Genomic DNA, 26267 nt, shown 5'->3' with positions numbered 1-26267 from the left:
GTGGTCACCTATTTAATTGATATCAAAACGGATTATTGGCAAATTGATAGTTCGGGTACAAAATATAATTTCTCCTTTGATTTCATACCCGATGGGTATTTTCGAAAAACAATAAAGGAAATTACTTATAAAATCCTTACTATCGGTAACACAACTGTTGGAACACTACATCGCTATACCTATTCTCTAAAGCATTTTTTCAACTTCCTAGAAGGATTAAAAGTTGAAATAAAGACATTTGAGGATATTAATTACGAACTAGCTGAGCTATTTGTATTCCATTTATTAGAGAATGGAATAGCAGCAAGTACGAGAGCTGTATGTGTAGCAGCCATTAAAAACATTTTAGATTATGGTGTATTTTTTAAAGCTCCAGGTTTCCCAAGGCATACAGTTTTTGATGGAACTGAATTTAGACTGTTACAAACGCAAGATACTCTTAAATCAATGATTATTGAAGATGATGAGCTTGAGAAAATTGATAATATACTCAAACTCCCTTTTGAAGAACAGGGCTTCCCACCTCACGGTAATGAAAAAATAGGTTATTTAATACCGCCTTTAGTTATGATAATAAGGCATACAGGTATTAGGATTTCAGAGGCCTTAAAACTAAAAAAAGATTGTCTTCAATCGGATATTCTAGGGAAAAACCTTTTAGAAGTTATAAGTACAAAGAATTTAACTGAACGTTATATCCCCGTTAACAATAAAGTTAAAGCTGCTGTTCAGTATTTACTAGATGAACAAGAGAAGCGTGGGATAAGCGAGTCAGCAAAAACTTTGTTTTCTTATCGAAATAGAGCAAGCAAAGTGGCTGAATTAAAGCAATCAGATGCTCGAAGTAAGCTAATAATTTGGCTTTCAATGCATCAACTAGATCCAGCAATTACTTTCCATAGATTTAGACACACATTGGGAACAGAATTATTGAACAATGGGATGTCTCCTTTCGAAGTAATGCAATATCTAGGCCACGAATCGATGCATTCGACGAGGTTATACGCTAAAGTCCGAAACGATAAATTAACGGCTGAATATAAGAAGTTAGGTTTTATAGGATTAATCAAGGAGTCCATCCAAGATTTAAAAGATTCCACAGGGGAAAATTTAAATCAACAAACAAAAATGGTTATTCAACTACCAGATGGGGCTTGTGGGAAACCACTTGAAAAAGAAGTTCCTAATTGTAAAAAACCTAATGCTTGTCTATTTTGCCGAAAATTCATTACAACACCGGAGTATTTGACTGTTCACGAAGACCATTTAAAGCGTATAAGAGCTGATAAAGAAAAATATATGGCAGAAGACCTTTTTGGTAATGAGCACATCTTAAACCAAACGGAAAAAGCTTTAGAAACGATCATAAATCGTTTGAAGGCTTTGGAAGGTGGTGAGATTGTTGGCTGAATTAAAACTTCTGATTACTCAGCAAGGACCAATTAAAAATAGCATAGAAGATGATTTCAAAATTGGGAATAACACATTTTCCGACGATCTTTGGGATTTCACAGATGTAATAGCAAAAGACTTTGAACATCTTAAAGGGAGCAAATTAAAACTTAACTTTAGTGAGTTTGCGCCCTACCCTAGAATTCAAAAAGTTATTAAACATTACATTTTAAGTGAGTTAACTCTTGTTTCATTTAATTCAGTTAAGAGAAAGTTATCTGCATTCTCTCACTTACATACTTTTTTAAATCAAAATGAGCATATAAAGTCGTTTAAAGATTTCACTGCAAATGAGTTTAAAGTGTACCTCGATTTCGTGGTAGATTTACCCTTATCAGGCATAACGAAAAAGAAGATGGGTCAAGTAATGAAGGAACTTTTACTAAGAGGTTCTATGCGTGGTTGGGACAGCGTTGTAGATACCGTAGGTATTGAACGTTTGTATGAAGAATTGATTCTTAAAAACAATCAAATTAAAGATGACACAAAATTTGGTATAACAAAGAAAGTTTTACCTGAAAATAAAATAATTAATTCGCTTATCAACACAGCTAATGAACACATATCACAGAATTACGACGAGTTTGAGTCTGATAATTTAGCGACATACAAGTATTCTAAAACAAGGGAATACTTAACAGCGATAAGTATTATTCTTATGACTCAATTAGGCATCAGGTTAAGTGAGTGTTTAACAATTAAATCTGGCTGTTTGAAAGTAATCAACGGCGAATACCAAATCGTCTATAAAACGAGGAAAACCAAAAAAGAGACCATTGAAGTCACTAAACCAGCTAATGAATTAGTCGTGGAGGCGATTCGGAAGCTAGAAGAGTATTCAAAGCCCTTACGGGATGTTTCTGGAATGCCATATTTATTTCTATATTTATCAAGATACAATGACCGAATATCTAAAGAAAAACCAGTCCTTCTAGCTGATCACAGTAATTGGACGCGAGACAATTTAGAGAAATTTATTGAGAAATATAATATTCGGGATGAAAAAGGAAACTACTTAAAATTAACTTCACATTACTTCAGACATATATTTGCGACATACGCTTTAAGAAGTGGTATGAAGCTTCACGATGTAGCAGAAATGTTAAATCACGAGTCAATTATGATGACGGAAACTTATGACCATACAAAAGGTCAGAAGCAAAAAGTGATTGAAAAGATTTTAACTGGCGAAATACCAATTTCATCAACGAACCGAATTGTCTTAGAATCAATTGAAGGCGATGAAAACCCATTTAAAGGCAAGACAGTCGAACAAGTCGAGAAAATGCGTAGAGCATTGAAAATTGAACTCCTACCACACGGATTATGTTTACATCATCCAATGCGGGGCGAACCTTGTGCGCAAGATGGCGTATGTTTAGGATGTAACGAATTTATAGCTTCAGCAGACCACCTGCCGGTGTATGAAAAACGGTTAGAAAAAGTGGAAAAAGAGTTAAGAGATTCCCCTGCCGATAGCGTCTATTCAACAAAACTACACTATCAACAAGGAAAGCTGGTTAAGTACATTAGTGACTTACAGCTAAAAATCGCAATGAAAGAGGTAAATGATAATGACTGAGGGAAAAAAGATGTCGTTAGCCGAATTTAATAGAGCAAAATCTACGATGAAGGTTGAGGAAGCTTTAAAAGCACTTAAAAAGGCTGGCAAGCCTATTTCATTAGCAAGAGTAGCTAAAGAAGCCAACATATCTCGCAAAACACTTTATAATCGTCCAGATTTAAAAGCGATGGTTGAAGAAGCAATATCATTACAAAGTGATTTAAAAGTTCCTGAGATGCCAGCTAAACGCTCTAAAAGACAAAATGGTACATTACAAGCCGAGAGAATCGAAAAGCTAAGAGCTGAAAATAAACAGCTTAAAGAGGATAAAAAATCTTTACTAACCGAAAACGCAAAACTAACAACAGAGAATCAAAATTTTAAGCGACGGATTTATGATCTTGAACGATATATTGAACAGATTCAAGGATCGAAAATTACGCAGCTCAAAAATAAAGATTCGTAAAATGTAAAACCTCTTGGAAATATGAGACTTTATTTACAGATTATACAGTTAGGTGTATAATACTTGAAGAAACACAATAAGGATAAAGATTACACATAGAACGGTAAACATAACTTCCATTCTAATACTTCCAAATGATAAAAAAAGAAAAGGAGGAGACACACTATGGCACCACGTCGCGGAGGCCGCAAACGCCGTAAAGTTTGCTACTTCACTTCAAACAATATTACGCATATCGACTACAAAGATGTAGATTTATTAAAAAAATTCATCTCTGAGCGCGGTAAAATTTTACCACGTCGCGTAACTGGCACAAGTGCAAAGTACCAACGTAAATTAACTTCAGCTATCAAAGTATCTCGTATCATGGGATTACTTCCATTCGTAGCAGAAGATAAATAAAATTTATTTATTAATAAAAGCACAACGAGGTTTTCATAACCTTTGTTGTGCTTTTTTTATTTATACTATTTTCCCGAATATTGTAAAATGGCACTTGGAGATGATATTACAGGGGAACAGTTTCTGCTTGGGTTGAATTTACTTTCAAAGGTAAAATTATTTCAAGCTCACCTATTTGGTGGGCTTGTTTTATTTATGGAGAACGATAGATAGGGCAGAGTATCAACGATAGGTACCGACATTCTTATCTACTATTGCAAACGAATTACACAATTTAATAAGGTTAGATTCTGATATAAGACTATTGGAAAATATTTTTTCAATTTTCTAAAATTATTTTATATAAAATGTCACCAAATGGTATCTTCATGTGTGTTATAAGTGAAAGGAGTTGATGGATGTTGCAACAATTAGTTTGGTCGAACGAACTAGATATAGAACGAATTGTTGATAAATATGGAAATATGCTTTTTAGAATGTGTCTTGTTATTCTATGCAATGAGAATGATGCAGAGGATGTCGTACAAGACACTTTTATTACCTATCTAACTAAATCTCCACCATTTAACGATTCAGAACATGAGAAAGCATGGTTGATTACTATTGCTACAAATCGTTGCAAGAATATGAGAAGGTACAATATTATTCGTAAACATATGGATATCAATGATTTACAACTATATTGTAAGGATGATGAAAACTATGGTTTAATTGAACATCTTATGAGATTGCCAAATAAACATAAGATTGTCTTGTTACTTTATTATGTAGAGGGCTATAAAGTAGATGAAATAGCAAAAATACTTGGCATTACTACTTCAGCAGTTAAAAAGCGATTACAACGTGGAAGAGAGCTTATTCGAGAAAAATATCGAAAGGAGAATGAATGATGAACTTTGATAAGCTTAAAGAAGCTGTTAATACTATTGAAATGCCAAAAACTATGAAAAATCGTGTGAAAAAGAATTGCAATATTATAGAAAAGAAAAAAAATTTTAAAAGGCGGATTTCTGTAGCTTGTGCATTTGGATTCCTATTGTTAATTATGATAGGTATTCCGTTTTTCAATAATAATGGAAACTTTCAAGTCGCAAATTTTACAATCACAGCTTATGCATTGAGTGATGATGGGAATCAGCCAAATACCAAACTTTCATCAGATAAAGCTACTTTTGAATTATCAACTGAAGCTAGAGGTAGTACAACTGATATAACTGGAGATGCAGCTAATTTTATTTTTACAAAGCTTATGTTAAATATAAGTGGAGAACATATCGACTCAATCACTTATACCATTAGTAAAGGCAAGTTTATAGAGGATGTTACACTTACAGCTAAAGAAGAAGCAGACAAAGACTGGTTATTATCAGAAAAGATATTTATGATTGGAAATTCGCCTGGTTCAGATATATACCATGGTACAAAGGAAATTGGAAATACCTATACAGTTAAGTATAATGAACAGGATAAATATAAATATTCTATTGCAATTCCTCATGATGGCAATTTGGTAATAGATGACGATATAATAATCAAAGTAATTGTAAAATATACAGATGGAAGCTCTGAACAACAAGATATTGTTGTAACTCAAGAATCAAATTCTATAAAATCAAATTCTATTTCATTAAAGCTTAATTAAAATAATCGAGATGATAATACTCCTGTACAAAGCTAAACCATCCAAAAATAGTTCATTCTATACTAAATTGGGCATGCCAAATAACCTTTCAAACTTCTATGTTTGGAAAGGTTTAGGCTCTTTAGTTATACTTTTAACTAGGCTAGATCTACCAACGTAAATTAACTTCAGCTATTAAAGTATCTCGTATCATGGGAATACTTCCATTCGTTGCTGAAGATAAATAAGATTGATGACGTTAAGGTAACATACCTTACATCAATTTTGAATACCAGCATATTACGATATTCGTATCGGGTATGCTGGTTTTTTGTTATGGTTAAAAGGGAATTACCAGCTACTTTGGTAAACGCCTGAATTAAAATTGAAAAAATAATGACAATGTACTTAGTGATCTAAGTGATTTTTGTTCAATGCTATGAAAAAATGGTACAATAAAGGGTAGTAAGTTTGACTGAAAAAAAGGAAGGTTTTCAATGCCGAATAATCAAACAAAAGCGCTTGTACAAGGCTCAATGATGGTTGCACTGTTTACAATTTTAATGTTAATTTCTGCATATGTACCATTCATCTTTATAGTAGCTTTATTATTCGCTCCACTACCGATTGCTTGGTATAGCGCAAATTACAAGCGTTCCACATCAATACTCGTAGCAATAGTAGGCTGTATCCTAACCACTATAACGAGTGGAATATCCATGCTGCCATTTGCCTTTATTTTAGGGTTATTAGGTGTCGTTATGGGTAACGCCATTTATTTGAAGAAGAGTAAGCTTTATTTATTTATGTCCACGGGGATTGCTAATCTCATCTCGATGGCAATCGTTTATATTGCCTATGTAAAGCTTTCAGGAATTGACTTCATTAGCATGAGTTTAGAGATGGCACGTAAAAATTATGAGCAATCTAATGAATTTGCGAAGAATGTAACAGGTCAAGTAGCCATAAATCCAGAACAGCTTGAGGCAATGTTTAAAACAATTGAACTGACTATGCCTGCAACGATAACAATTTCAGCATTTTTTGCTGCATTTATTATCATTACAGTAAATTTACCAGCTCTAAAACGACTAGGGGTAGATGTTCCAAAATTTGCTCCGTTCCAAAATATGAGATTACCACGCTCTATTTTATGGTATTACATGATTGTGTTATGCATTAATTTATTCATGCGTCCAGAAGCTGGTTCTACGCTAGATATCATTGTATTAAATATTTCTTATATTTTATGGTTGTTACTCATTCTACAGGGAATATCTTTTATCCATTATTTTATCTCGAGAAAAGGGATGCCAAACGGAGTTAAATGGGTAGCTACTTTGTTAGCGATTCCGCTATCATCGTTTATGATCTTACTCGGTATTGTTGATTTAGGTTTTGACGTACGTTCACTTGTAAAGGGGAAGACTAAAGAATAAGGGGCTGATTGTAATGGGGACTTTTAGAAAACGACCAATTCGCTATCCGCTTTTTGTTCTTTCCATATTTGGAACTGTGACGTTCGTGCTTCTATGTATTTGGAATATCGGGATAGGTATCGGTTATGGTGTAGGTTTTGTTTTACTGATGGCCTACACATGGAAGGTAGAGAAAATAGCTTTTGAGGAAACAGAAAAGCATATTGAATCTATTTCCTTCCGCATGAAAAAAGTAGGAGAAGAGGCATTGCTTGAAATGCCAATTGGAATACTTCTGGTTAATGAGCAATATGAAATCGAATGGTCTAATCCATATATGCAGGGCATTTTAAATATGGAATCATTAGTTGGAGAAGGTATTGTTAATATATCTGATGACATCTATGTATTAATGAAGACCGAGGAAACAAATGAGGCTACGATTACACTACGTGATCGGAAATATCGTGTTTATTATAAAAAAGAGGAACGACTACTGTATTTCTTTGATATAACTGAGCAGATTGCCATAGAAAAGCAATACTATGCAGACCGTACAGTAATTGCGATTTTGTTTGTTGATAATTACGATGAAATCACGCAAGCCATGGACGATCAACCACGTAGTTTAACCAATACAATGGTTACGTCAATTGTCAATGAATGGGCTGCGGAGCATGGTGTGTTTGTCAAACGGATTTCATCCGATCGTTTCTTAGCAGTATTGAATGAATCCATTTTAACGGAGCTAGAAAAGAAAAAATTTGCGATATTAGATACCATTCGTGAAAAAACAGCTCAAAAGAATTTATCGTTAACATTAAGTATTGGGGTAGGAGCTGGATCATCCTCATTAGTGGAGCTTGGCGAGTTGGCACAATCGAGTCTTGATCTTGTATTAGGACGGGGTGGAGACCAAGTGGCGATAAAGCAACCTACTGGTAAACTTAAATTCTATGGTGGAAAAACAAATCCAGTCGAAAAACGTACACGTGTTAGAGCGCGCGTTATTTCACATGCATTACGCGATTTAATTCAGGACAGTGACCAAGTGTTTGTTATGGGACATAAAAATCCTGATATGGACTCCATTGGTGCGTCTGTAGGTGTACGGAAAATGGCACAAATGAATGATGTAAAGGGTTATGTCATTATCAATTTTGATGAATTAAATGGTAGCGTTACACGATTAATGAATGAAATAGAGAGTAAATCAGATTTCTATGAAAATTTCCTTACACCAGAGGAAGCCGCTGGTAAAATGACTGAGAAATCGTTACTCGTTATTGTTGATACACATAAGCCAAATTTAGTAATTGATGCACACCTATTGAAATTGGCTGAAAAGGTGGTTGTAATCGATCATCATCGTCGAAGTGAGGACTTTATCGAAAATCCTACACTCGTTTATATGGAGCCATATGCGTCGTCCACTGCTGAGCTAGTGACAGAGTTACTAGAATATCAGCCGAAGCGTGCAAAAATTAATATGCTAGAAGCTACTGCATTACTAGCAGGTATTATCGTTGATACCAAAAGCTTTACACTTCGAACAGGAGCACGTACATTTGAAGCAGCTTCTTATTTACGAACGAATGGTGCCGATACAGTATTGGTCCAACGTCTCTTGAAGGAGGATGTGGACACCTATATAGAGCGCTCCAAAATTGTCCAAACAGTGAAGTTCGTAAAACCAGGAGTAGCTGTTGCTGTAGGTGAGGAATCAAAAGTGTATGACTCCGTCTTAATTGCGCAAACAGCAGATATTTTATTAACGATGAAGGATGTTAGTGCATCCTTTGTCATTGCACATCGAGCAGATGGAAAAATTGGTATAAGTGCACGATCACTTGGCGAGGTCAATGTACAGCTAATTATGGAGAGGCTTGGCGGCGGTGGACATTTAACGAATGCTGCCTGCCAAATAGATGCTAAATCCATCGATGGTGTGAAAAAACATTTAGAAGAAGCCATAAATGAGGTCTTTGAAGGGAGTTCTGACGTATGAAAGTAGTATTTTTAAAAGACGTTAAAGGAAAAGGAAAAAAAGGTGAAATTAAAAACGTAGCGGATGGCTATGCACAAAATTTCTTAATTAAGAATGGCTATGCAGCGGAAGCAAATGCGCAAGCTTTAAGCCAAATAGAGGGGCAAAAGAAATTAGAGGCTAAAAATGCTGCTGCCGAATTAGCTGAAGCACAAGCATTAAAGGAAAAAGTAGAAGCACTCACAGTTGAGCTAAAAGCAAAATCAGGTGATGGTGGCCGCTTATTTGGCTCAGTATCTACAAAGCAAATTGCTGATGCATTACAAAAAGTGCACGGCATTAAAATTGATAAACGTAAAATGACTTTACCTGAGGGAATTCGTTCACTTGGCTTTACAAATGTTCCTGTAAAACTACATCATGAAGTATCAGCAACGTTAAAAGTACATGTAACGGAAGAATAAGGAGCGACAATCCATGAGTGAACCGATGATGGACCGCGTTCCACCGCATAACCGGGAGGCGGAGCAATCGGTTATCGGTGCTATCTTCCTTGAGCCACAGGCATTAATAACAGCGTCAGAAATTTTATTGGCAGATGATTTTTATTTAAATGCCCATAAGAAAATTTTCGAGACGATGTTGCGCTTGAGTGATCAAGGAAAAGCGATAGATGTTGTAACAGTTACAGAAGAATTATCAGCTAAAAAAGAGATTGAGGACGTTGGCGGGCTTTCTTATTTACTAGAGCTCGCCAATGCTGTCCCTACAGCTGCCAATGTCGCCCATTATGCCAAAATCGTTGAGGAAAAGGCCCTTTTACGTCGATTGATTCGAGTGGCTACGAAAATCGTCGAGGACGGCTATACGAGAGAAGACGAAGTAGAGGCATTATTAGGTGAGGCAGAGAAGAAAATGATGGAGGTTGCCAATCGAAAGAATGCAGGCGACTTTAAGCATGTTAAAGATGTGCTAGTGGAAACTTTCGATAATATTGAGCAACTACAATCACAAAAGGGGGAAGTAACGGGTATCCCGACTGGCTTCCGTGATTTAGATAACATTACAGCTGGCTTTCAACGCAACGACTTAATCATTGTCGCTGCCCGTCCATCTGTAGGGAAAACGGCCTTTGCATTGAATGTTGCACAAAGTGTTGCCGTACAAGCCCGCGAAAATGTTGCAATCTTTTCTTTAGAGATGGGTGCAGAGCAACTGGTCATGCGTATGCTTTGTGCAGAAGGAAATATAGATGCACAAGTTTTACGTACAGGTGCTTTAACTACAGAAGATTGGGGTAAACTAACTATGGCAATGGGTAGTTTATCGAATTCAGGAATTTTTATTGATGATACTCCAGGTGTACGTATCAATGAAATCCGCGCAAAATGCCGTCGTTTAGCCCAGGAGAATGGACTAGGAATGATCTTAATCGATTATTTACAGTTGATTCAGGGGAGTGGCAAGCCAGGAGAAAACCGTCAACAAGAGGTGTCAGAGATTTCACGATCCTTAAAGGGATTAGCCCGTGAATTAAAGGTACCTGTTATCGCGTTATCACAGTTATCTCGTGGTGTTGAGCAACGACAAGATAAACGGCCAATGATGAGTGACTTACGTGAATCGGGAAGTATTGAGCAAGATGCTGATATTGTTGCGTTTTTATACCGTGATGATTATTACGATAAAGAATCCGAGAATAAAAATATGATCGAAATTATCATTGCGAAACAACGTAATGGTCCAACAGGAACCGTTACATTGGCCTTTAAAAAGGAATTCAATAAATTCATTAATGTGGATTGGTCACAAATGCCACCACCACCGCCACGTGATTAGTCATGTTACTCGTCATTCAGATAAGTTGCCTATTCGTAATGAAATAGTACCCTTAGAATGAATTAATCTGAATATTCGATAATATTCATACCATTCTGTTATTAAACACGAACGTTGAATCAGATTTTTTGATTTTATGTTCGTGTTTTTTCACTATTTTTTATTGACGAGTTGTTTCTATCATTGTTACAATGATTGAGGCTTAAAAATTGAGATACAAAGGTATCTAACGGAGGTGCTGATTATGACATCAGTAGTAGTTGTAGGAACACAGTGGGGAGACGAAGGAAAAGGTAAAATTACAGATTTCCTTTCGCACAAAGCCGATGCCATCGCTCGTTTTGCCGGTGGAGATAATGCAGGACATACCATTAAAATTGATGGTGAAACTTACAAATTACATTTAATTCCATCCGGGATCTTTTATAAAGAAAAAACTTCAGTAATTGGTAATGGATTAGTTGTGAATCCAAAATCATTAGTAACAGAGCTTAAAGGGTTACAAGAGCGTGGTATTAATACAGATAATCTACGTATTTCTAATCGTGCACATGTGATTTTGCCTTATCATATTAAACAAGATATTGCTGATGAAGAAAGTCGTGGAGACAATAAAATCGGCACAACTTGTAAAGGAATTGGGCCTTGTTATCAAGATAAAGTAGCACGTATTGGGATTCGTATGGCTGACTTACTTGATAAGGAAATCTTTGAGGAAAAACTACGTCATAATTTAGCCATTAAAAATAAATTATTTGAGAAATTCTATGAAGTTGAAGGCGTAACATTCGAAGAAATTTTTGAGGAATACTATGGTTACGGGCAAGAAATTGCTAAGTATGTTACGGACACATCTAAAATTTTGAACGATGTCCTTGATGAAGGCGGTAAAGTGCTATTCGAAGGTGCACAAGGAATTTTACTTGATGTCGATCAAGGTACGTATCCATATGTAACATCTTCAAATCCTGTAGCTGGAGGAGTAGCGATTGGTGCTGGTGTTGGTCCATCACGCGTAACAAGTGTTATTGGTGTATCTAAGGCCTATACATCTCGTGTAGGAGATGGACCATTCCCAACCGAGTTGTTCGATGAAGTAGGTCAACAAATTCGTGAGGTTGGTCGCGAATACGGAACAACAACAGGTCGTCCACGTCGTGTAGGCTGGTTTGACACAGTGGTTGTTCGTCACTCACGCCGTGTAAGTGGCATTACTCATCTTGCTCTTAACTCTATCGATGTTTTATCGGGCTTAGAGACAGTAAAAATTTGTACAGCATATAACTATAAAGGTGAAACAATTACAGAATATCCAGCAAATCTTCATATTATTGAACAATGTGAGCCGATTTATGAGGAGCTACCAGGCTGGTCAGAGGATGTAACAAGCTGTAGAACTTTAGAAGAGCTACCTGAAAATGCACGCCGCTATGTGGAGCGTATTAGCGAACTAACGGGCATTCAAATTGCTACTTTCTCTGTTGGACCTGCACGTGAGCAAACAAATGTGTTAGTGGATGTTTGGGAAGCATAATGAAATAAAATAAAAAGGGCGTGCCAAATGCGGCATGCCCTTTTTTAGTGAATATCTTTCTTCTTAAAGCGACCACCTTTTACCTCAGCGATATTACCAATGGCTAGAAATGCATTGTCATCTATTTCAGCGACGATTGTTTTCAATTTAGATTCTTCTAAACGGGTAATAACGGTAAATATGACTTTTTTGTCATTCCCTGTATAAGCTCCTTCTCCGTGAAGGAAAGTAACGCCACGACCAAGTCGATCCATGATAGTTTGTCCAATTTCATCAATGTCATCACTTATGATATAAACAGATTTAGATTCTTCCAAGCCTTGAATAACAATATCAATCATTTTATAGGCAATATAGTAGGCAATGATGGAGTACATGGCTTGTTCCCAATTAAAAATAAATCCTGCCACCGTAAAAATAATGATATTGAAAAACATAATGATTTCTCCAACTGAAAAAGGTGTCTTGCTATTAAATAAAATAGCTAATATTTCAGTTCCATCTAATGAACCTCCATAACGAATGACAATACCAACGCCAACACCTAAAATCATTCCTCCAAAGACTGTTGCCAATAATGTGTCTTCCGTAAATGGATGGATATTATGTAAGGTAAGTGTTGCAAAAGAGAGTACGGTAATACCTAGGCCTGTAGACAGTGCAAAGGTTTTACCAATTTGTTTGTAGCCTAAAAAAATAAAAGGTAAGTTTAAAATGAAGATGAAAATACCAAGGGGTAAATTTAATAGATGAGATGTGATAATGGAAACACCTACGATTCCACCATCCATAATGTGGTTAGGTACTAAAAACAGTTCCAAGCCTAATGCCATTATTATCGCCCCTAGCGACACCATAATAATTCTTGCAATAACTTTACGCATGCTACTTTTCTGAGGTCTCAACACTTTAGTTGTGATCTCAGAGGTTTGTGAATCACTCAATTTAATCGCTCCAATCAAATAGTGTACCTTCTATATATATTTTATCGGAATATTAAAAAAGTAAAAAGTATTAAGTCGAAATTCACTTGAAAAATATTGAGAATAGCCTACCAATGATAAATTTTTAAATTGAATTTTAAGAACCAGTATATGAATAAAAATACAGTATTTATAAACTATATAAAATATATTCTATGTAACAAAAAGTAGATAAATAATACATTTACATTACAAAAGAGTGAAATCGTTCAAACGTCATTTTCTTTATGGTACATTATAGGGGTGCAAAAAATCCTTGTGGGTAAATCATCCTACAGTAGGGTAAAGTTGGAAGGGGCTTTATTGATGAATTCGTTTTGGAATAGAAAAGAAGAAAACAATAGATTCACCTACAATTTTTCTTCTTTTAAAAAGGCTTCAATCATTGTTGTTTTAATGACAAGTCTAACGTTTAATATGGGATTTGCTAAGGAATATAACAAAGAAAACTTAAATAAAATTTACCACGTTTATGTGGGGAATGAATATATTGGTGCAGTATCTGATGAGAAAGCAATTCAAGAAATAATTGCATCAAAAGAAAAAGTAGCAAGTCAGCAATTCAAAGGTTTATCCATTGATGCTAGCTCAGCTGTTAAAATAATCCCGGAACAAGTATTTACAAATGAAACAAAAGATGCAGAAACATTATCAAAACTTCAGCAATCTTTAGTAGCTAAATCTGATGCCTTTACATTATTAGTAAATCACAAACCAGTAGTATCATTAAAGAATACAGAAGCTTATGAGAAAACTGTTCAAATGTTAAAGTTACAATATGTTTCTCAGCAAGAATTAGATAACTTATCTAAAAACCAACAAGCTAGCAATAATTTACCAGAATTACAAAATGGTGAGTCTCGACTTCTAGATGTTTCATTTAAACAAGGAGTTTCAGGGTTATCACAAAAAGTTACACCAACTGATATATTATCACCTGAGCAAGCCGTAAAGTATTTAATGACAGGCTATGTTGAGCAAGAGACATATAAAATTCAATCAGGAGATGTGTTAGGGTCCGTTGCTAAAAAACATAATTTAACAACAAGCGAACTACTAGCTCTAAATCCCGATATTACAGTGGATACGGTTTTACAAATTGGACAAGAATTAAATGTTACTGTGGCAAAGCCATTTGTGACACTTGAAGTAAAAAAGGAAAAGAAAGTAGCGGATGTCATTCCGTTTAAAAAAGTAATCGAAGAAGATCCTACAATGTATAAAGGTGAAAAGGTCATCAAGCAAGAAGGTGTAGATGGGAAAAAGGAAACAACTTATGTTTTAACATCTGAAAATGGTAAACAGACATCAAAAGTTGCCTTAGAGGAAAAAATCCTTCAACAACCTGTAGATGAAATTGAAGTAGTCGGTACAAAGGTTATTTCTTCACGTGGAACTGGTGAATTTGCATGGCCAGCAGTCGGGGGCTATATTTCAAGTGGTATGGGTGAACGTTGGGGAGCCTTCCATCGTGGTATTGATATCGCTCGACCAAGTAACTATAATATTTTAGCTGCTGATAATGGTGTAGTTGTTGCAGCTGGCACTTCTGGCACCTATGGTAATCGCATAGTGATTAATCACAATAATGGTTTTACAACACTTTATGGACATTTATCTTCAATTAATGTTGAAGTGGGACAAGTAGTAGAAAAGGGTTCTGTGATTGGTATTATGGGTTCCACTGGCAATTCGACAGGTACACATTTGCACTTTGAAGTTGAAAAGAACGGTTCATTAGAAAATCCGTTATCTTATGTAGGCCGATAAACATGTTGAATAGAAGGCAGTCCGAATTATGGACTGTCTTTTTCAATTATTTCCCGAGAAATAATTGTTGAAATACATCACTTTTTGTCACAGTATTAGATGGATCGAATATCGATTAATGCATAGAATCCGAAAGCATGATAGAGTTAAGAGTAGTGAATTTACAAATACACATTGTTTAAAAATAGATAAGAAGCGAAAGGGAGAGAATGAATGAATAAAACAATTTTAGTTGTTGATGATGAGAAACCAATCGCAGATATTTTGCAATTTAATCTAATAAAAGAAGGCTATAAAGTTATTTGTGCGTATGATGGTGATGAGGCATTAAAGAAAGTAGAGGAAGAGCAACCAGATTTAATGCTTTTAGATATTATGCTGCCAAAGCGTGATGGCATGGAAGTTTGTAGAGAGGTACGAAAAAAATATGATTTCCCCATTATTATGCTAACAGCTAAAGGCTCTGAGATTGATAAAGTATTAGGATTAGAGATGGGTGCAGATGATTATGTCACAAAGCCATTTAGTACACGAGAGCTGATTGCACGTGTGAAGGCCAATATGCGCCGTTTACAAGTAGTCGCTCCAGCAGCAGAAGAGGCTGAGGAAGAGTCGAATGAGATTGTTGTAGGATCTCTTGTTATTCAACCAGATGCTTATTTAGTAATGAAGCGTGATGAGGCAATTGAACTGACACATCGTGAATTTGAGTTACTTCATTATTTAGGGAAACATATTGGACAAGTAATGACACGAGAGCACTTACTACAAACAGTATGGGGCTATGATTACTTTGGTGATGTACGAACTGTTGATGTAACAATTCGCCGTTTACGTGAAAAAATTGAGGATAATCCTAGTCATCCAGCTTGGATTGTCACACGACGTGGTGTAGGTTATTATTTACGAAATCCTGAACAGGAGTAATAGGAATGCAGAAAGTGAGCTTCTTTAAATCCATTCATGTCAAACTAGTGCTGATTTACATTTTATTAATCTTGCTTGCTTTACAAATTATCGGTATCTATTTCGCTCGTGAATTAGAAAGAAATTTGAAGAGCAACTTCCAAGATTCCATTTTTCAGCGAGTTGACCTGATGCAATATAGTCTTCGTGAGGAAATTTTAAAAGAACGCGATGAAAGCATGCCTAAACTAGAGGAAAGCCTAAAATCAATTGTCATGGAGTTTTCTACTGGTTTAAGGGATGTTTCAAATGGTGATATTTTAGAAATTCGTGTCATTGATGATAGACAAAGAATACTTGCAACATCTGAGCTTGAAAATCAGAATTTAATAGGTCAACGCTCTAATACTGACCTTGTACGTCGAGCAATATCTGCCGAAACACTGTTTGATATTATTAAGCTCGACAATAAAACGAGAAATCGTGTGTGGGTCTTAGCGAACCCCATTCGTGCGGGTGCAGGACCAGACGACGAAATCATTGGTGTACTCTATATTGAAGCCAATATTGAATCTGTTTTTGAACAAATGAATGATATTAATCAGATTTTCCTTGGTGGTACGGCAATGTCCTTGGTCATTACCATCTTCTTAGGTATTCTTGTGGCTCGAACGATTACACAGCCTATTGCTGATATGCGAAAGCAGGCACAGGCAATGGCGAAGGGGAACTATTCTCGCAAGGTACGTGTATATGGTACGGATGAAATCGGACAGCTAGCCATCACCTTTAATCATCTAACCAACCGTTTGCAGGAAGCACAATCGACCACAGAAGCTGAACGTCGAAAGCTAGATTCAGTGCTGAGTAATATGACAGATGGCGTTATTGCAACAGATCGCAAGGGACGTATTATTCTCATCAATGACCCCGCACTAGAATTACTGCATATTTCAAGAGATATTACATTAGGGCGTCCTATCGCCTCTGTATTGGGCATTGATCAGGAATATAGCTTTGAAGACTTAATTCATATGAATGATGCCGTGAATTTAAACTTTAGTACAGCTGATGCGCCCTATATACTTCGCGCTAATTTCTCTGTTATTCAAAAAGAAACGGGCTTTATTAATGGGCTGATTACTGTTTTGCACGATATAACAGAGCAAGAAAAGATTGAAATGGATCGTAGGGAATTTGTATCGAATGTATCACATGAGTTAAGAACGCCATTAACAACAATGCGCAGTTATTTAGAGGCACTTGCAGATGGTGCATGGAAAGACGAAAATATTGCTCCTACGTTTTTAAATGTGACACAAACCGAAACAGAGCGTATGATTCGTCTAGTGAATGATTTATTGCAGTTATCAAGAATGGATAGCTCAGATTACGAGTTGAATAAAGATATTGTCTTATTTAATTCGTTCTTTAATCGCATTATTGACCGATTTGAAATGTCTAAGTCTGACAAGGTACAATTTGAACGTTTATTCCCTGAAACATCCTTTTATGTAGAAATTGATACGGATAAAATCACACAAGTTATTGATAATATCATTTCCAATGCTATTAAATATTCTCCAGATGGCGGCAATATTCGCTTTGGCTTTACTGGACAGGAAGACATGCTGAAGGTCATGATTTCAGATGATGGCATGGGTATTCCTAAAGAAAACGTTGGCCGAATTTTTGATCGCTTCTATCGTGTGGACCGTGCACGCGCTCGCTCTATGGGAGGAACAGGCTTGGGATTAGCTATTGCGCGGGAAATGATTGAAGCGCATGGCGGTAAGATTTGGGCTGAAAGTGAAGAAGGACAGGGTACAACAATTTTCTTCACATTACCATATGATGCAGATGAATTTGGTGAGGCAGGTGAGTGGGAATGAAATATATAGAGCCAGTTAAATCTGTTGTATTATTTCTACTTGTCATGCTGAGCGTGATTTTAACTTTTTTAATTTGGACCTATACACCTGATTATAAATATATTGAAAAAACAGAGGGAGAGGAAATTTTAATTAAGCCTCAAAAGGATATGGAGGATATTATTCGACCATACAAGGCTATTTTCCGTTCTGAAGAAGAGTTTACAGGCACAGTTTCTAATGCAGCTATGAAAGATATGATGAAAGTGTTTAAAGGCTGGAATGTTTTAGATTTGGTGCCTGTAAACAATAATCTTTCTGCAAACTATGTGAATCAAATTATTGGCGCAGATCATCGAATGACAATCTTTTTTACGGGAGAGATTCCATTTTCAGCTTTTAACACAACCTTTCAGTTCACTGATAAGGAATTACCAGAAACAACGTTCAATCGAATGATTATAGATTGGAGTAATTACAATAGCAAAGAATTAATGTTGTATTACATTAGTGGTAATAACCAATCATTATTCCGCTCACGTGTCAGTGTGCCAAACATGAATCAATTTATACAGGAAGTCATTGAGCCTGCAAAAAAATATGAGGTTTTCAAAGAAGTAGAGAGAGAAGGCTATACATCTCTTTATCTGGCGAACAGTAATATTGAATCTGTAAAATATACGTACTTTATTGAGGATATTACACCAGAATTATTTAAAAATGTGTTATTCCCTGATCCAAATATTGTACAGCGGAATGTCGAAAGCGCATCCTCTGAAAAATATACAGATGGTATGTCATTAATGACCTTAGAAACAAATCTTAAATCATTAAACTATGTTTATCCAGCTGCAGAAAGTAGTATTAGAGTCGAGCCATCGAAGCTTTTAAAGGATAGCTTTGAATTTATTAATGAGCATGGAGGATTTACGGCAGATTTCCGCTATGCTTCATCCAATACCAATAAAAATCAAATAGATTATCAAATGTATTTGCAAGGCTTCCCTGTCTATAGCAATCATGTTATTACACGAATGACAACGATTTGGGGAGATAGTCGAATTTTCCATTACAAGCGTCCATACTTCTCATTGGATATGGATATATCTTTAGAGAAAGAAATTAAAGAATTAGCATCTGGCGCAGAGATTGCAGAGAGATTAAAGAACGCTAATAGTATTCCTTTGTCTGAAATTGATGAAATTGTCTTGGGCTATTATTTAACACAAAATCAAGAACAGAATATATTTATATTTGAACCTTGTTGGTTTGTTATTCGTAATGGTACCTGGACTAAACTGACTCCTGAAGTATTAGGAGGTGTTAAAAATGGATTGGAATAGAACAAAATCTATTTTTATATTCGTTTTTTTAATACTGAACATCTTCTTGTATTCACTTTATGTCAATCGCTACAATGAAGCGAAAGATATTGAGGTACCAGGTGAAAGAACGATAGAGGCTCGTTTAAAAGATGATAATATTACGTATGGCACATTACCAAATAATATTGAATCTGCTTCGTATATGACAGCTCAAGTGCATAAATTCACACCAGCCGAATTTAGTAATAGTAACCAGCAAGTTAAATTTAAGGATGATAATAATACGAAGGCCCGTGTTATTTTTATGAGGCCTGTTAAATTACGTAATGTAAGTGATGATGCAAGCTTTACAGATTTTGCCCTGGCAAACATCATTGAAGGTTCATCTTATGCTTTATGGAAAGTAGACCGCGAAGAACGAGTCGCAATTTTTTTCCAAAAGACAAACAATCGAATGTTCTATTATAGCGGTTCATTAAAAATAAAATGGAATGCTAATAACGAAGTAACAATGTATGAACAAACAATGATTGATAACATTGAAGAAATGGAACAGCAGGAAACAGTTATTCCACCACTTCAAATTATTCAAACTTTGTATGCAAAAGGACCGCTCAAACCAGACTCGCGCATTACACAAATGAAACTAGGTTACTCAACGCTTGTTAAATTGACACGTACTCAGGTATTGGTGCCAACATGGGAAGTTCAAGTGAAATTATCTGATGGGACAAAAGAGGAGTACTTTGTGAATGCAGTAGAAGGTAAAGTCATCGAAATCCAGGAGGACAAGCAAGAGAGCGAAGAAGAAGACTGGGGAGTTGAATAATGCGATTTAGTGTTTTAGCAAGTGGCAGTACAGGGAATTCGATTTATGTAGAGAATGACGATCATGCTTTTATCGTCGATGCGGGTCTTAGTGGGAAAAAGATGGAGCAGTTATTTACAAAAATCGACCGTAATATGAAACAGCTCAGTGGTATCTTTGTTACACATGAGCATAGTGATCACATTAAAGGAATTGGTGTACTGGCACGGAAATATAATGTACCAATTTACGCAAACGCCAAAACGTGGCAGGCAATGGACGGGCTAATTGGAGACATTCCTATTGAGCAACGTTTTGAATTTGAAATGGATACAGTGAAGCATTTTGGTTCTTTAGCTGTGGAATCCTTTGCTGTTTCCCACGATGCTGCAGATCCAATGTTCTATACTTTTCATGAAAATGATCGCAAGCTTGTTATTATTACAGATACAGGCTATGTCAGTGATCGTATGAAAGGGATTATTCGAGGCGCTGATTCTTTTGTCTTTGAAAGTAATCATGATGTCAATATGCTGCAAATGGGACGTTATCCTTGGTCTATTAAACGTCGCATTTTAAGTGATGTAGGACATGTGTCTAATGAGGATGCAGCAATTGCAATGAGTGAGGTTGTATTTGATAAGACGACGAATATTTATCTTTCACATTTGAGTAAGGATAATAATATGAAAGAGCTAGCACGTATGAGTGTCGCACAAACCTTACAATCTTGTGGCATCCTTGTTGGTGAGCATGTTCATCTATTTGATACGGATGCAGAAGAACCAACAAAATTGGTGACGGTTTAATCAAAGGCTATTTAGGCAAAACTTGAAGCTGTTCAACGCATTAAAAAAATGCATTGAACAGCTATTTTTATGCCTATTTTATTTGTTTTTCATCTGATTTTAATGTTTGAATCGTAAGATTAGGGTAACAACTAATTAGATAGCACTCAAAGGAAAGGATGACGAACATGAGCTATTTCCAAGATGATGATAAAAACAGTGATTTCCTAAAAAATGATGAAGTACCGAAATCACCTCTTCAAGAAAGACTAGAGCGCGAGGAACAAGAAATGCAGACTAAGCGCATGAAAAAGAAAGGTGGCGGAGGTAAAGGCGGCTATTTCTTTAGTGGTCTGGTCGGTGTCATTATAGGTGCTTTACTTGTGTGGCTTATGCTACCAGGACTTGTCAATCAAATGCCTGGAACAACAACAAGTAATACAGGAAAAAATAACACAACAATTAATCAGGTAGCTACAGAAGTAACGACAGATGTGACAACAGCAGTTGAAAAAGCCTCACAAGCAGTTGTTGGTATCACAAATATTCAAGAAGTAACAAGCGGAGGCTTTTGGAGCCCACCATCAACGACAACAAAAGAAGCCGGAAGCGGTTCAGGTGTTGTTTATAAAATTGAAGGTGATAAAGCCTTTATCATCACAAATAACCATGTTATTGAAGGGGCAAAGCAGTTAGAGGTCACAATGCCAGACGGAACAAAAGAGCCAGCTCAATTAGTGGGTCACGATGTTTGGACGGACCTTGCAGTTATTTCTATTAACTCTAAAAATGTTAAAACAGTTGCGACATTCGGGAATTCAGATGTATTAAAACAAGGTGAAACAGTGATTGCCATTGGTAACCCACTTGGTTTAGACTTCTATGGTTCTGTGACAACTGGTGTTGTTTCTGGTAAAGACCGTTCTGTACCAGTAGACTTAAATGGCGATGGCACAGAAGATTGGCAACAAGAAGTATTGCAAACAGATGCCGCGATTAACCCAGGGAATAGTGGTGGAGCACTTGTGAACTTAGCTGGAGAATTAGTAGGAATTAACTCCATGAAAATTGCTGAATCCTCAGTGGAAGGTTTAGGGTTCTCTATTCCAATTAATTCAGCTATTCCAATTATCGAGGAACTAGAGAAAAATGGAGAAATGAAACGTCCAACAATGGGAGTTTCACTTGCAGATTTAACAGATGTGCCATCATTCTATCAACAACAAACATTAAAATTACCTGCAGAGGTGACAACAGGTGTTGTTGTAACAGATGTCATGAATAACTCACCAGCCTCAAAAGCAGGGGTTCAACAATACGATGTTATTGTAGAGATGGATGGTCAAAAAATTGAAACAACCATTGATTTACGCAAGCATTTATATAATGACAAAAAAATTGGTGATAAACTAACATTAAAAGTGTACCGTCAAGGTAAATTAGTCGAGCTATCACTAACATTAACAAACGGTAATACATTGTAAAGAAGATGAAAAGCGATGGAGATCTAATCAATCTCCATCGCTTTTTTTATGAGGATGGAGAAAATACTTTTATGAAATATTGTGGATAACTAGAAAATTGTGAATACTAATTCCGCACAGCAAATCGGGAGTAAAAGGCACTTCTTCCATACATGCTATTACTTTGTTACAATAGATTGTGGATAACATAGACTGATTTGTGAATAAGTTTGTGGAAATTTCGGAAAATAAGGAGACATCAAAAAATGGAAAAGTACAGCTGTGAAAGCCATATAGATCACGCTTTAGACATGTTTGTAGCAGAGCAAAAAGTGTTCCCAATTATGGATAAAATCGAAGAGGATAAAAAGTTATCCACAAAGTGTAGCTACTGTGAACAGCCAGCAGAATATATTGTATCAAGTAAATAACTTTACACAATATATAGAGAGTGCTTGTGGATATGTTGATAACTTTTGTGGATAATTTGTTTGTAAATGAATTGTAAAGGTGGATAACGTGTGAATATAACGATTGTATCAGTCGGCAAACTAAAAGAAAAGTACTTAAAAATGGGGATCGATGAGTACGTAAAACGTCTTAGCGGCTATGCAAAAATGGATTTGGTTGAAGTGCCAGACGAAAAGGCACCTGAACAACTAAGTGAAGCTGAAATGGATATCGTCAAGAAAAAAGAGGGCGAACGCATCCTAGCGAAAATTAGCCCAGATGCTTACGTCATTGCCTTAGCCATCAACGGCAAAATGAAAACCTCCGAACAAATGGCTGCCGACATTGAATCCCTCATGACCTACGGCAAAAGCAAAATCGCCTTCGTCATCGGCGGCTCCCTTGGTCTGCATGATGATGTGTTAAAGCGTGCAGATGAGCAGCAATCTTTTGGTAAGATGACCCTTCCCCACCAGCTCATGAAGCTTGTACTAGTTGAGCAGATTTACCGTAGTTTTAGGATTATGAAGGGTGAACCTTATCATAAGTAAGTGAGGTTTATAAAAAGATCACCTAGAATGTTGATTTTTTAGCATTTTAGGTGATTTAAATTTTAATTATCATTGTTTTCATACTTATGTTCTTTTCCTTGTGTAAGAGGAAGCCTATCTCCTCTATCCTAATTATGCAACTTTTATTTTTGGGAATGATACAATAGTAGTAAAGAATAAAATTGCGTATTTTTAATTTTACACTTTAAGAAATAAACATAGCATCTAGAGCATGACACTAATTTAATAGACGTCATGTTTTTATTTGTTAATTATATTTTATTAAGAGGTTAGGGGGGATTTGAGAATTGAATATATTAGAAAATATAGTTACAGAATTATCTCCAGAAGAATTTGAAGTGTATTGTTTAAATTTATTAAAGTCTACAAGTAATGCGTTTGAAAACTGCAAGATTACTCATAATCAAATTATTAAAACTTATGATGGTAATTATCAACTTGATGGTCTAATAGAATTTACTCATTTAGGGATAAATTATAAAGCTGTAGTTGAATGTAAAAAATATAAAAATAAAATTAAACGTTCTCAAATTCAAATTCTGTACGATACAGTACAAAAAGTAGGTGCTAACAAAGGTATTTTTATATCAACTTCTAGTTTTCAAGAAGGGGCAATGGAGTATGCTAGAACTCATGGAATTACGTTATTACAAATAGTAGATGGATTTATGATGACGATACAAAACTCACTACCATCAAAGGTGATACTTAATTTTTGTCCACCTAAATATTCTTTTGCTATGTATAATTTGGATTTACAATGTCCATCAGGATTTGTTTATGAAGGCCGTACAGAACGGTTAAGAGACTTATTGTTAAAAGTATATAAGGAGTGAACCCAAATTGTTGAGAACTAATGAAATTTTTACGGATATGACTGCACAAGAATTTGAGCAGTTTGTAATGAAATTATTTACAGAAAGTATTAGCTTTGATGATAATATTCTTTTTCAACATAACGAAATAATAAGGACAAGTGAAGGAAATTATCAGATAGATGGCACGATTAGATTTGAAGTAATGGGTGTAAAATATTTAACATTAGTTGAGTGCAAGATGTATAGGAACCCTATATCTAGAGAAAAGGTGCAAATTTTATTTGATAAGTTACGTGCAACAGGGGCACAAAAAGGTATCTTGGTATCCACATCATATTTTCAATCTGGGGCAATCGAATATGCTTCGTCTCACGGAATAGCGTTAGTACAAATTATAGATGGTAAATTAACATATCAGGTTAGGAGTAAAGATCCCGTTGAAATTTCTTATCCATTAAATTTTCCTAAATATACAGCAATTGCGCAATACAAGATTAATGAATTTACTAAAGGATATTCAGATGCAATCAGAACAAATTATTTATATGAATTTATTACTTCAATTTCATAGTATATAAAGAAATATCTTTCTGTATTTAATAATTAAAATATATAAAGGATGGTTACTGTGGCTACAGAGTGTTCTTATGAAAAAAGATATTAGTTTTTTGCTATATTAGGATTGAAATGATTGGAAAATACTTTCGGTATTAATATTAGTAAGTTAAAAAAAGAGGATAAAATTTCAAAAATAAAAACTTATATTAATAATTCTTCATTAGAACAAATCGAAACATTTGAAATTAATGTCTTAAATCTTTTGAAAGAAAAGAGAAATAGTGAAAATAAAAGTTTAAATAATGATTTAATAAAATGGTCAGATGTTATGATTAAAAATAATAAAGATTAAATATAGTTTATATAGAATCGCACTTATATTAGTTATGAACAACCATACCACAAGAGAGTTACCTTAGTTAATCATAAGGTAGCTCTTCTTTGTGTTTTATATTGTACAAATAGTATAATTTAGTATGGGTATGTTTAATTCACTTTGTTTATTTAAAAGGGGATATAGAAATATGATGAGGAGTATAAAAAATGAATGATTTAATTCACTTTTTCCTAAAAAATAAAGAATGGTTATTTTCTGGTGTTGGGGTTGTTATTGTAACTACAATAATAAAATCTCTAAAATCCCCTAAAAAATACGAAGAACCAAGAACTTTGAATATAAACTTATTGAAAGATACCACTAAAGATTTAGAATTGAAATTAGAAACTCAGGAAAATGAAAAAACAAAGGTAGATTTAGTTATTGATAGATTTATAAAAATATATGAGGCACATGGTATTCAGCAAAATCAAATACCTAATTTTATTGATAGTAAGTTTAGATTAGAATTAAAGGATTTTAAAAATAATGAGAGTATACTACAAGTTTTAGATAATGATTTAATTGAATGGACTTGTAAAAAATTTGGCGTTAAAAGAGATTGGGTAGATGGTACAAGTAATATAATATATGGAAATATTGATTACTATAAGCAAATTGAGGCTTTTATTCGTGATATTTGTGAATTAAATAAGGACGAAAAAGTTGTGGAAGTATATGCTTTTAAACAAGGTGAACTACATAGGGATGATGAAAATCAAGATGTAATTTTATTAATTAGATATCCTATAGGAAAAATTAATTCTAAAGAAGTGTATAGATATATTCCAGTTAATACTTATTGGCGGTGGGGATATTGGAGAAGTAGATATCAAATAAAAGCTATATTTTATATCTGTTCAAAGTTAGGTATTTTTATTAATGGGTATGATTTAAAAGAAAGAAGGGAAATAGCAGATGGGACGGTTTTTCCGGAAGAACTGCTAAACAAAATTCCTCTCAGATATACATGGTATCCAGAGGATTATACTGATTTAATTTCTATGCAGGCAAAAGAAACTGATGAAACTGAAAAGGTAAGAGAATATATAAAGAATGAAAGTTATATAGAATACTTAAATAATACTTTAGAACAGGCAAAAGATACTAAAGCTTTTTTTAAATATTTATAAAAAATCATTTTAGATTTAATTGATTGTAATAGAACTTCAATAGAACAAATATTGGAAAAGAAGCGCAAGAAGAGGTTTACGAGTTCAACCATAATTAAAAATAAAATATAGAAATTTGAAGTCTAAGTATTGTTTATGATACTTAGGCTTTTATTTGTCTTAA

At 35.0% G+C, this 26267-nt stretch carries 25 protein-coding genes; 24 read left to right on the top strand and 1 reads right to left on the bottom strand.

The annotated features are described in order from the left end of the window. The 11 genes from MKZ14_RS22815 (at position 1) to MKZ14_RS22765 (ending at position 12283) form a co-directional block, all read left to right on the top strand. A complete protein-coding gene (locus tag MKZ14_RS22815) occupies positions 1 to 1410 on the top strand; it encodes a tyrosine-type recombinase/integrase (RefSeq protein ID WP_333005360.1) in 1410 nt (469 codons plus the stop codon). After that, entirely contained in the window at positions 1403 to 3034 is a 1632-nt protein-coding gene (locus tag MKZ14_RS22810) for a site-specific integrase (protein WP_333005358.1), read from the top strand. The genes MKZ14_RS22815 and MKZ14_RS22810 overlap by 8 nt, the downstream gene beginning before the upstream one ends. Beyond that, complete coding sequence (locus MKZ14_RS22805) at positions 3027 to 3482, top strand: DUF6262 family protein (protein ID WP_333005357.1); 456 nt, start codon at positions 3027 to 3029, stop codon at positions 3480 to 3482. Before MKZ14_RS22810 ends, MKZ14_RS22805 begins: the two co-directional genes overlap by 8 nt. A 165-nt stretch (positions 3483 to 3647) precedes the next feature. Beyond that, on the top strand, positions 3648 to 3884 hold the full coding sequence (gene rpsR, locus MKZ14_RS22800; protein WP_004233359.1) for a 30S ribosomal protein S18: 237 nt from the start codon (positions 3648 to 3650) through the stop codon (positions 3882 to 3884). 398 nt (positions 3885 to 4282) lie between these two features. Beyond that, positions 4283 to 4774: an RNA polymerase sigma factor gene (locus tag MKZ14_RS22795; protein WP_016992318.1), complete on the top strand. Its 492-nt coding sequence runs from the start codon at positions 4283 to 4285 to the stop codon at positions 4772 to 4774. Continuing rightward, positions 4774 to 5526 carry a hypothetical protein gene (locus MKZ14_RS22790; RefSeq protein WP_333005349.1) on the top strand — a complete coding sequence of 251 codons (753 nt, stop codon included), beginning with the start codon at positions 4774 to 4776 and terminating at the stop codon, positions 5524 to 5526. Before MKZ14_RS22795 ends, MKZ14_RS22790 begins: the two co-directional genes overlap by 1 nt. A gap of 476 nt (positions 5527 to 6002) precedes the next feature. Continuing rightward, positions 6003 to 6944 (top strand): YybS family protein, encoded by a 942-nt coding sequence (locus MKZ14_RS22785; protein WP_016992315.1) that lies wholly within the window; start codon positions 6003 to 6005, stop codon positions 6942 to 6944. Positions 6945 to 6957: 13 nt separating this feature from the next. Next, on the top strand, positions 6958 to 8931 hold the full coding sequence (locus MKZ14_RS22780; protein ID WP_016992314.1) for a DHH family phosphoesterase: 1974 nt from the start codon (positions 6958 to 6960) through the stop codon (positions 8929 to 8931). Next, positions 8928 to 9374 (top strand): 50S ribosomal protein L9, encoded by a 447-nt coding sequence (gene rplI / locus MKZ14_RS22775; RefSeq protein ID WP_016992313.1) that lies wholly within the window; start codon positions 8928 to 8930, stop codon positions 9372 to 9374. The genes MKZ14_RS22780 and rplI overlap by 4 nt, the downstream gene beginning before the upstream one ends. Positions 9375 to 9387: 13 nt before the next feature. After that, positions 9388 to 10749: a replicative DNA helicase gene (gene dnaB / locus MKZ14_RS22770; RefSeq protein ID WP_004233370.1), complete on the top strand. Its 1362-nt coding sequence runs from the start codon at positions 9388 to 9390 to the stop codon at positions 10747 to 10749. A 244-nt stretch (positions 10750 to 10993) separates the two neighbouring features. Beyond that, complete coding sequence (locus MKZ14_RS22765) at positions 10994 to 12283, top strand: adenylosuccinate synthase (protein ID WP_036077927.1); 1290 nt, start codon at positions 10994 to 10996, stop codon at positions 12281 to 12283. Positions 12284 to 12327: 44 nt separating this feature from the next. Here the strand turns inward: MKZ14_RS22765 and MKZ14_RS22760 are convergent, their stop codons facing one another. Beyond that, a complete protein-coding gene (locus tag MKZ14_RS22760; protein WP_244905047.1) occupies positions 12328 to 13167 on the bottom strand; it encodes a YitT family protein in 840 nt (279 codons plus the stop codon). A 405-nt stretch (positions 13168 to 13572) separates the two neighbouring features. Between MKZ14_RS22760 and MKZ14_RS22755 the strand changes: the two genes are divergently transcribed. From MKZ14_RS22755 to MKZ14_RS22695, 13 genes are all read left to right on the top strand, one after another. Continuing rightward, positions 13573 to 15036: a M23 family metallopeptidase gene (locus MKZ14_RS22755; protein ID WP_339280539.1), complete on the top strand. Its 1464-nt coding sequence runs from the start codon at positions 13573 to 13575 to the stop codon at positions 15034 to 15036. 213 nt (positions 15037 to 15249) lie between these two features. Further along, complete coding sequence (gene yycF, locus MKZ14_RS22750; RefSeq protein WP_036077923.1) at positions 15250 to 15963, top strand: response regulator YycF; 714 nt, start codon at positions 15250 to 15252, stop codon at positions 15961 to 15963. A gap of 5 nt (positions 15964 to 15968) precedes the next feature. Then, on the top strand, positions 15969 to 17834 hold the full coding sequence (gene walK, locus MKZ14_RS22745; protein ID WP_036077920.1) for a cell wall metabolism sensor histidine kinase WalK: 1866 nt from the start codon (positions 15969 to 15971) through the stop codon (positions 17832 to 17834). After that, positions 17831 to 19156: a two-component system activity regulator YycH gene (yycH, locus tag MKZ14_RS22740; RefSeq protein WP_339280538.1), complete on the top strand. Its 1326-nt coding sequence runs from the start codon at positions 17831 to 17833 to the stop codon at positions 19154 to 19156. The genes walK and yycH overlap by 4 nt, the downstream gene beginning before the upstream one ends. Continuing rightward, positions 19143 to 19967 carry a two-component system regulatory protein YycI gene (gene yycI / locus MKZ14_RS22735; protein ID WP_258860327.1) on the top strand — a complete coding sequence of 275 codons (825 nt, stop codon included), beginning with the start codon at positions 19143 to 19145 and terminating at the stop codon, positions 19965 to 19967. Before yycH ends, yycI begins: the two co-directional genes overlap by 14 nt. Continuing rightward, positions 19967 to 20755: an MBL fold metallo-hydrolase gene (locus MKZ14_RS22730; RefSeq protein WP_016992308.1), complete on the top strand. Its 789-nt coding sequence runs from the start codon at positions 19967 to 19969 to the stop codon at positions 20753 to 20755. The genes yycI and MKZ14_RS22730 overlap by 1 nt, the downstream gene beginning before the upstream one ends. 167 nt (positions 20756 to 20922) lie before the next feature. Further along, positions 20923 to 22218 carry a trypsin-like peptidase domain-containing protein gene (locus MKZ14_RS22725; RefSeq protein ID WP_312125063.1) on the top strand — a complete coding sequence of 432 codons (1296 nt, stop codon included), beginning with the start codon at positions 20923 to 20925 and terminating at the stop codon, positions 22216 to 22218. Between the two features lie 245 nt (positions 22219 to 22463). Further along, positions 22464 to 22628, top strand: coding sequence for a CxxH/CxxC protein (locus MKZ14_RS22720; RefSeq protein ID WP_016992306.1), 165 nt, complete (start codon positions 22464 to 22466; stop codon positions 22626 to 22628). Positions 22629 to 22718: 90 nt separating this feature from the next. Next, positions 22719 to 23198 (top strand): 23S rRNA (pseudouridine(1915)-N(3))-methyltransferase RlmH, encoded by a 480-nt coding sequence (gene rlmH, locus MKZ14_RS22715; RefSeq protein ID WP_339280537.1) that lies wholly within the window; start codon positions 22719 to 22721, stop codon positions 23196 to 23198. A 308-nt stretch (positions 23199 to 23506) separates the two neighbouring features. Next, on the top strand, positions 23507 to 24055 hold the full coding sequence (locus MKZ14_RS22710) for a restriction endonuclease (protein ID WP_339280536.1): 549 nt from the start codon (positions 23507 to 23509) through the stop codon (positions 24053 to 24055). Between the two features lie 7 nt (positions 24056 to 24062). Further along, positions 24063 to 24608 (top strand): restriction endonuclease, encoded by a 546-nt coding sequence (locus tag MKZ14_RS22705; protein WP_339280535.1) that lies wholly within the window; start codon positions 24063 to 24065, stop codon positions 24606 to 24608. Between the two features lie 120 nt (positions 24609 to 24728). Continuing rightward, positions 24729 to 24947, top strand: coding sequence for a hypothetical protein (locus tag MKZ14_RS22700; RefSeq protein WP_339280534.1), 219 nt, complete (start codon positions 24729 to 24731; stop codon positions 24945 to 24947). A 191-nt stretch (positions 24948 to 25138) separates the two neighbouring features. Beyond that, complete coding sequence (locus MKZ14_RS22695; RefSeq protein WP_339280533.1) at positions 25139 to 26104, top strand: hypothetical protein; 966 nt, start codon at positions 25139 to 25141, stop codon at positions 26102 to 26104. Positions 26105 to 26267 lie beyond the last annotated feature (163 nt).

This window comes from Lysinibacillus sp. FSL P2-0066, from assembly GCF_037969495.1.
GTDB lineage: Bacteria > Bacillota > Bacilli > Bacillales_A > Planococcaceae > Lysinibacillus > Lysinibacillus boronitolerans.
The sequence above is the reverse complement of the archived record's forward strand: the minus strand, read 5'-3'. Positions and strand labels throughout refer to the sequence as shown.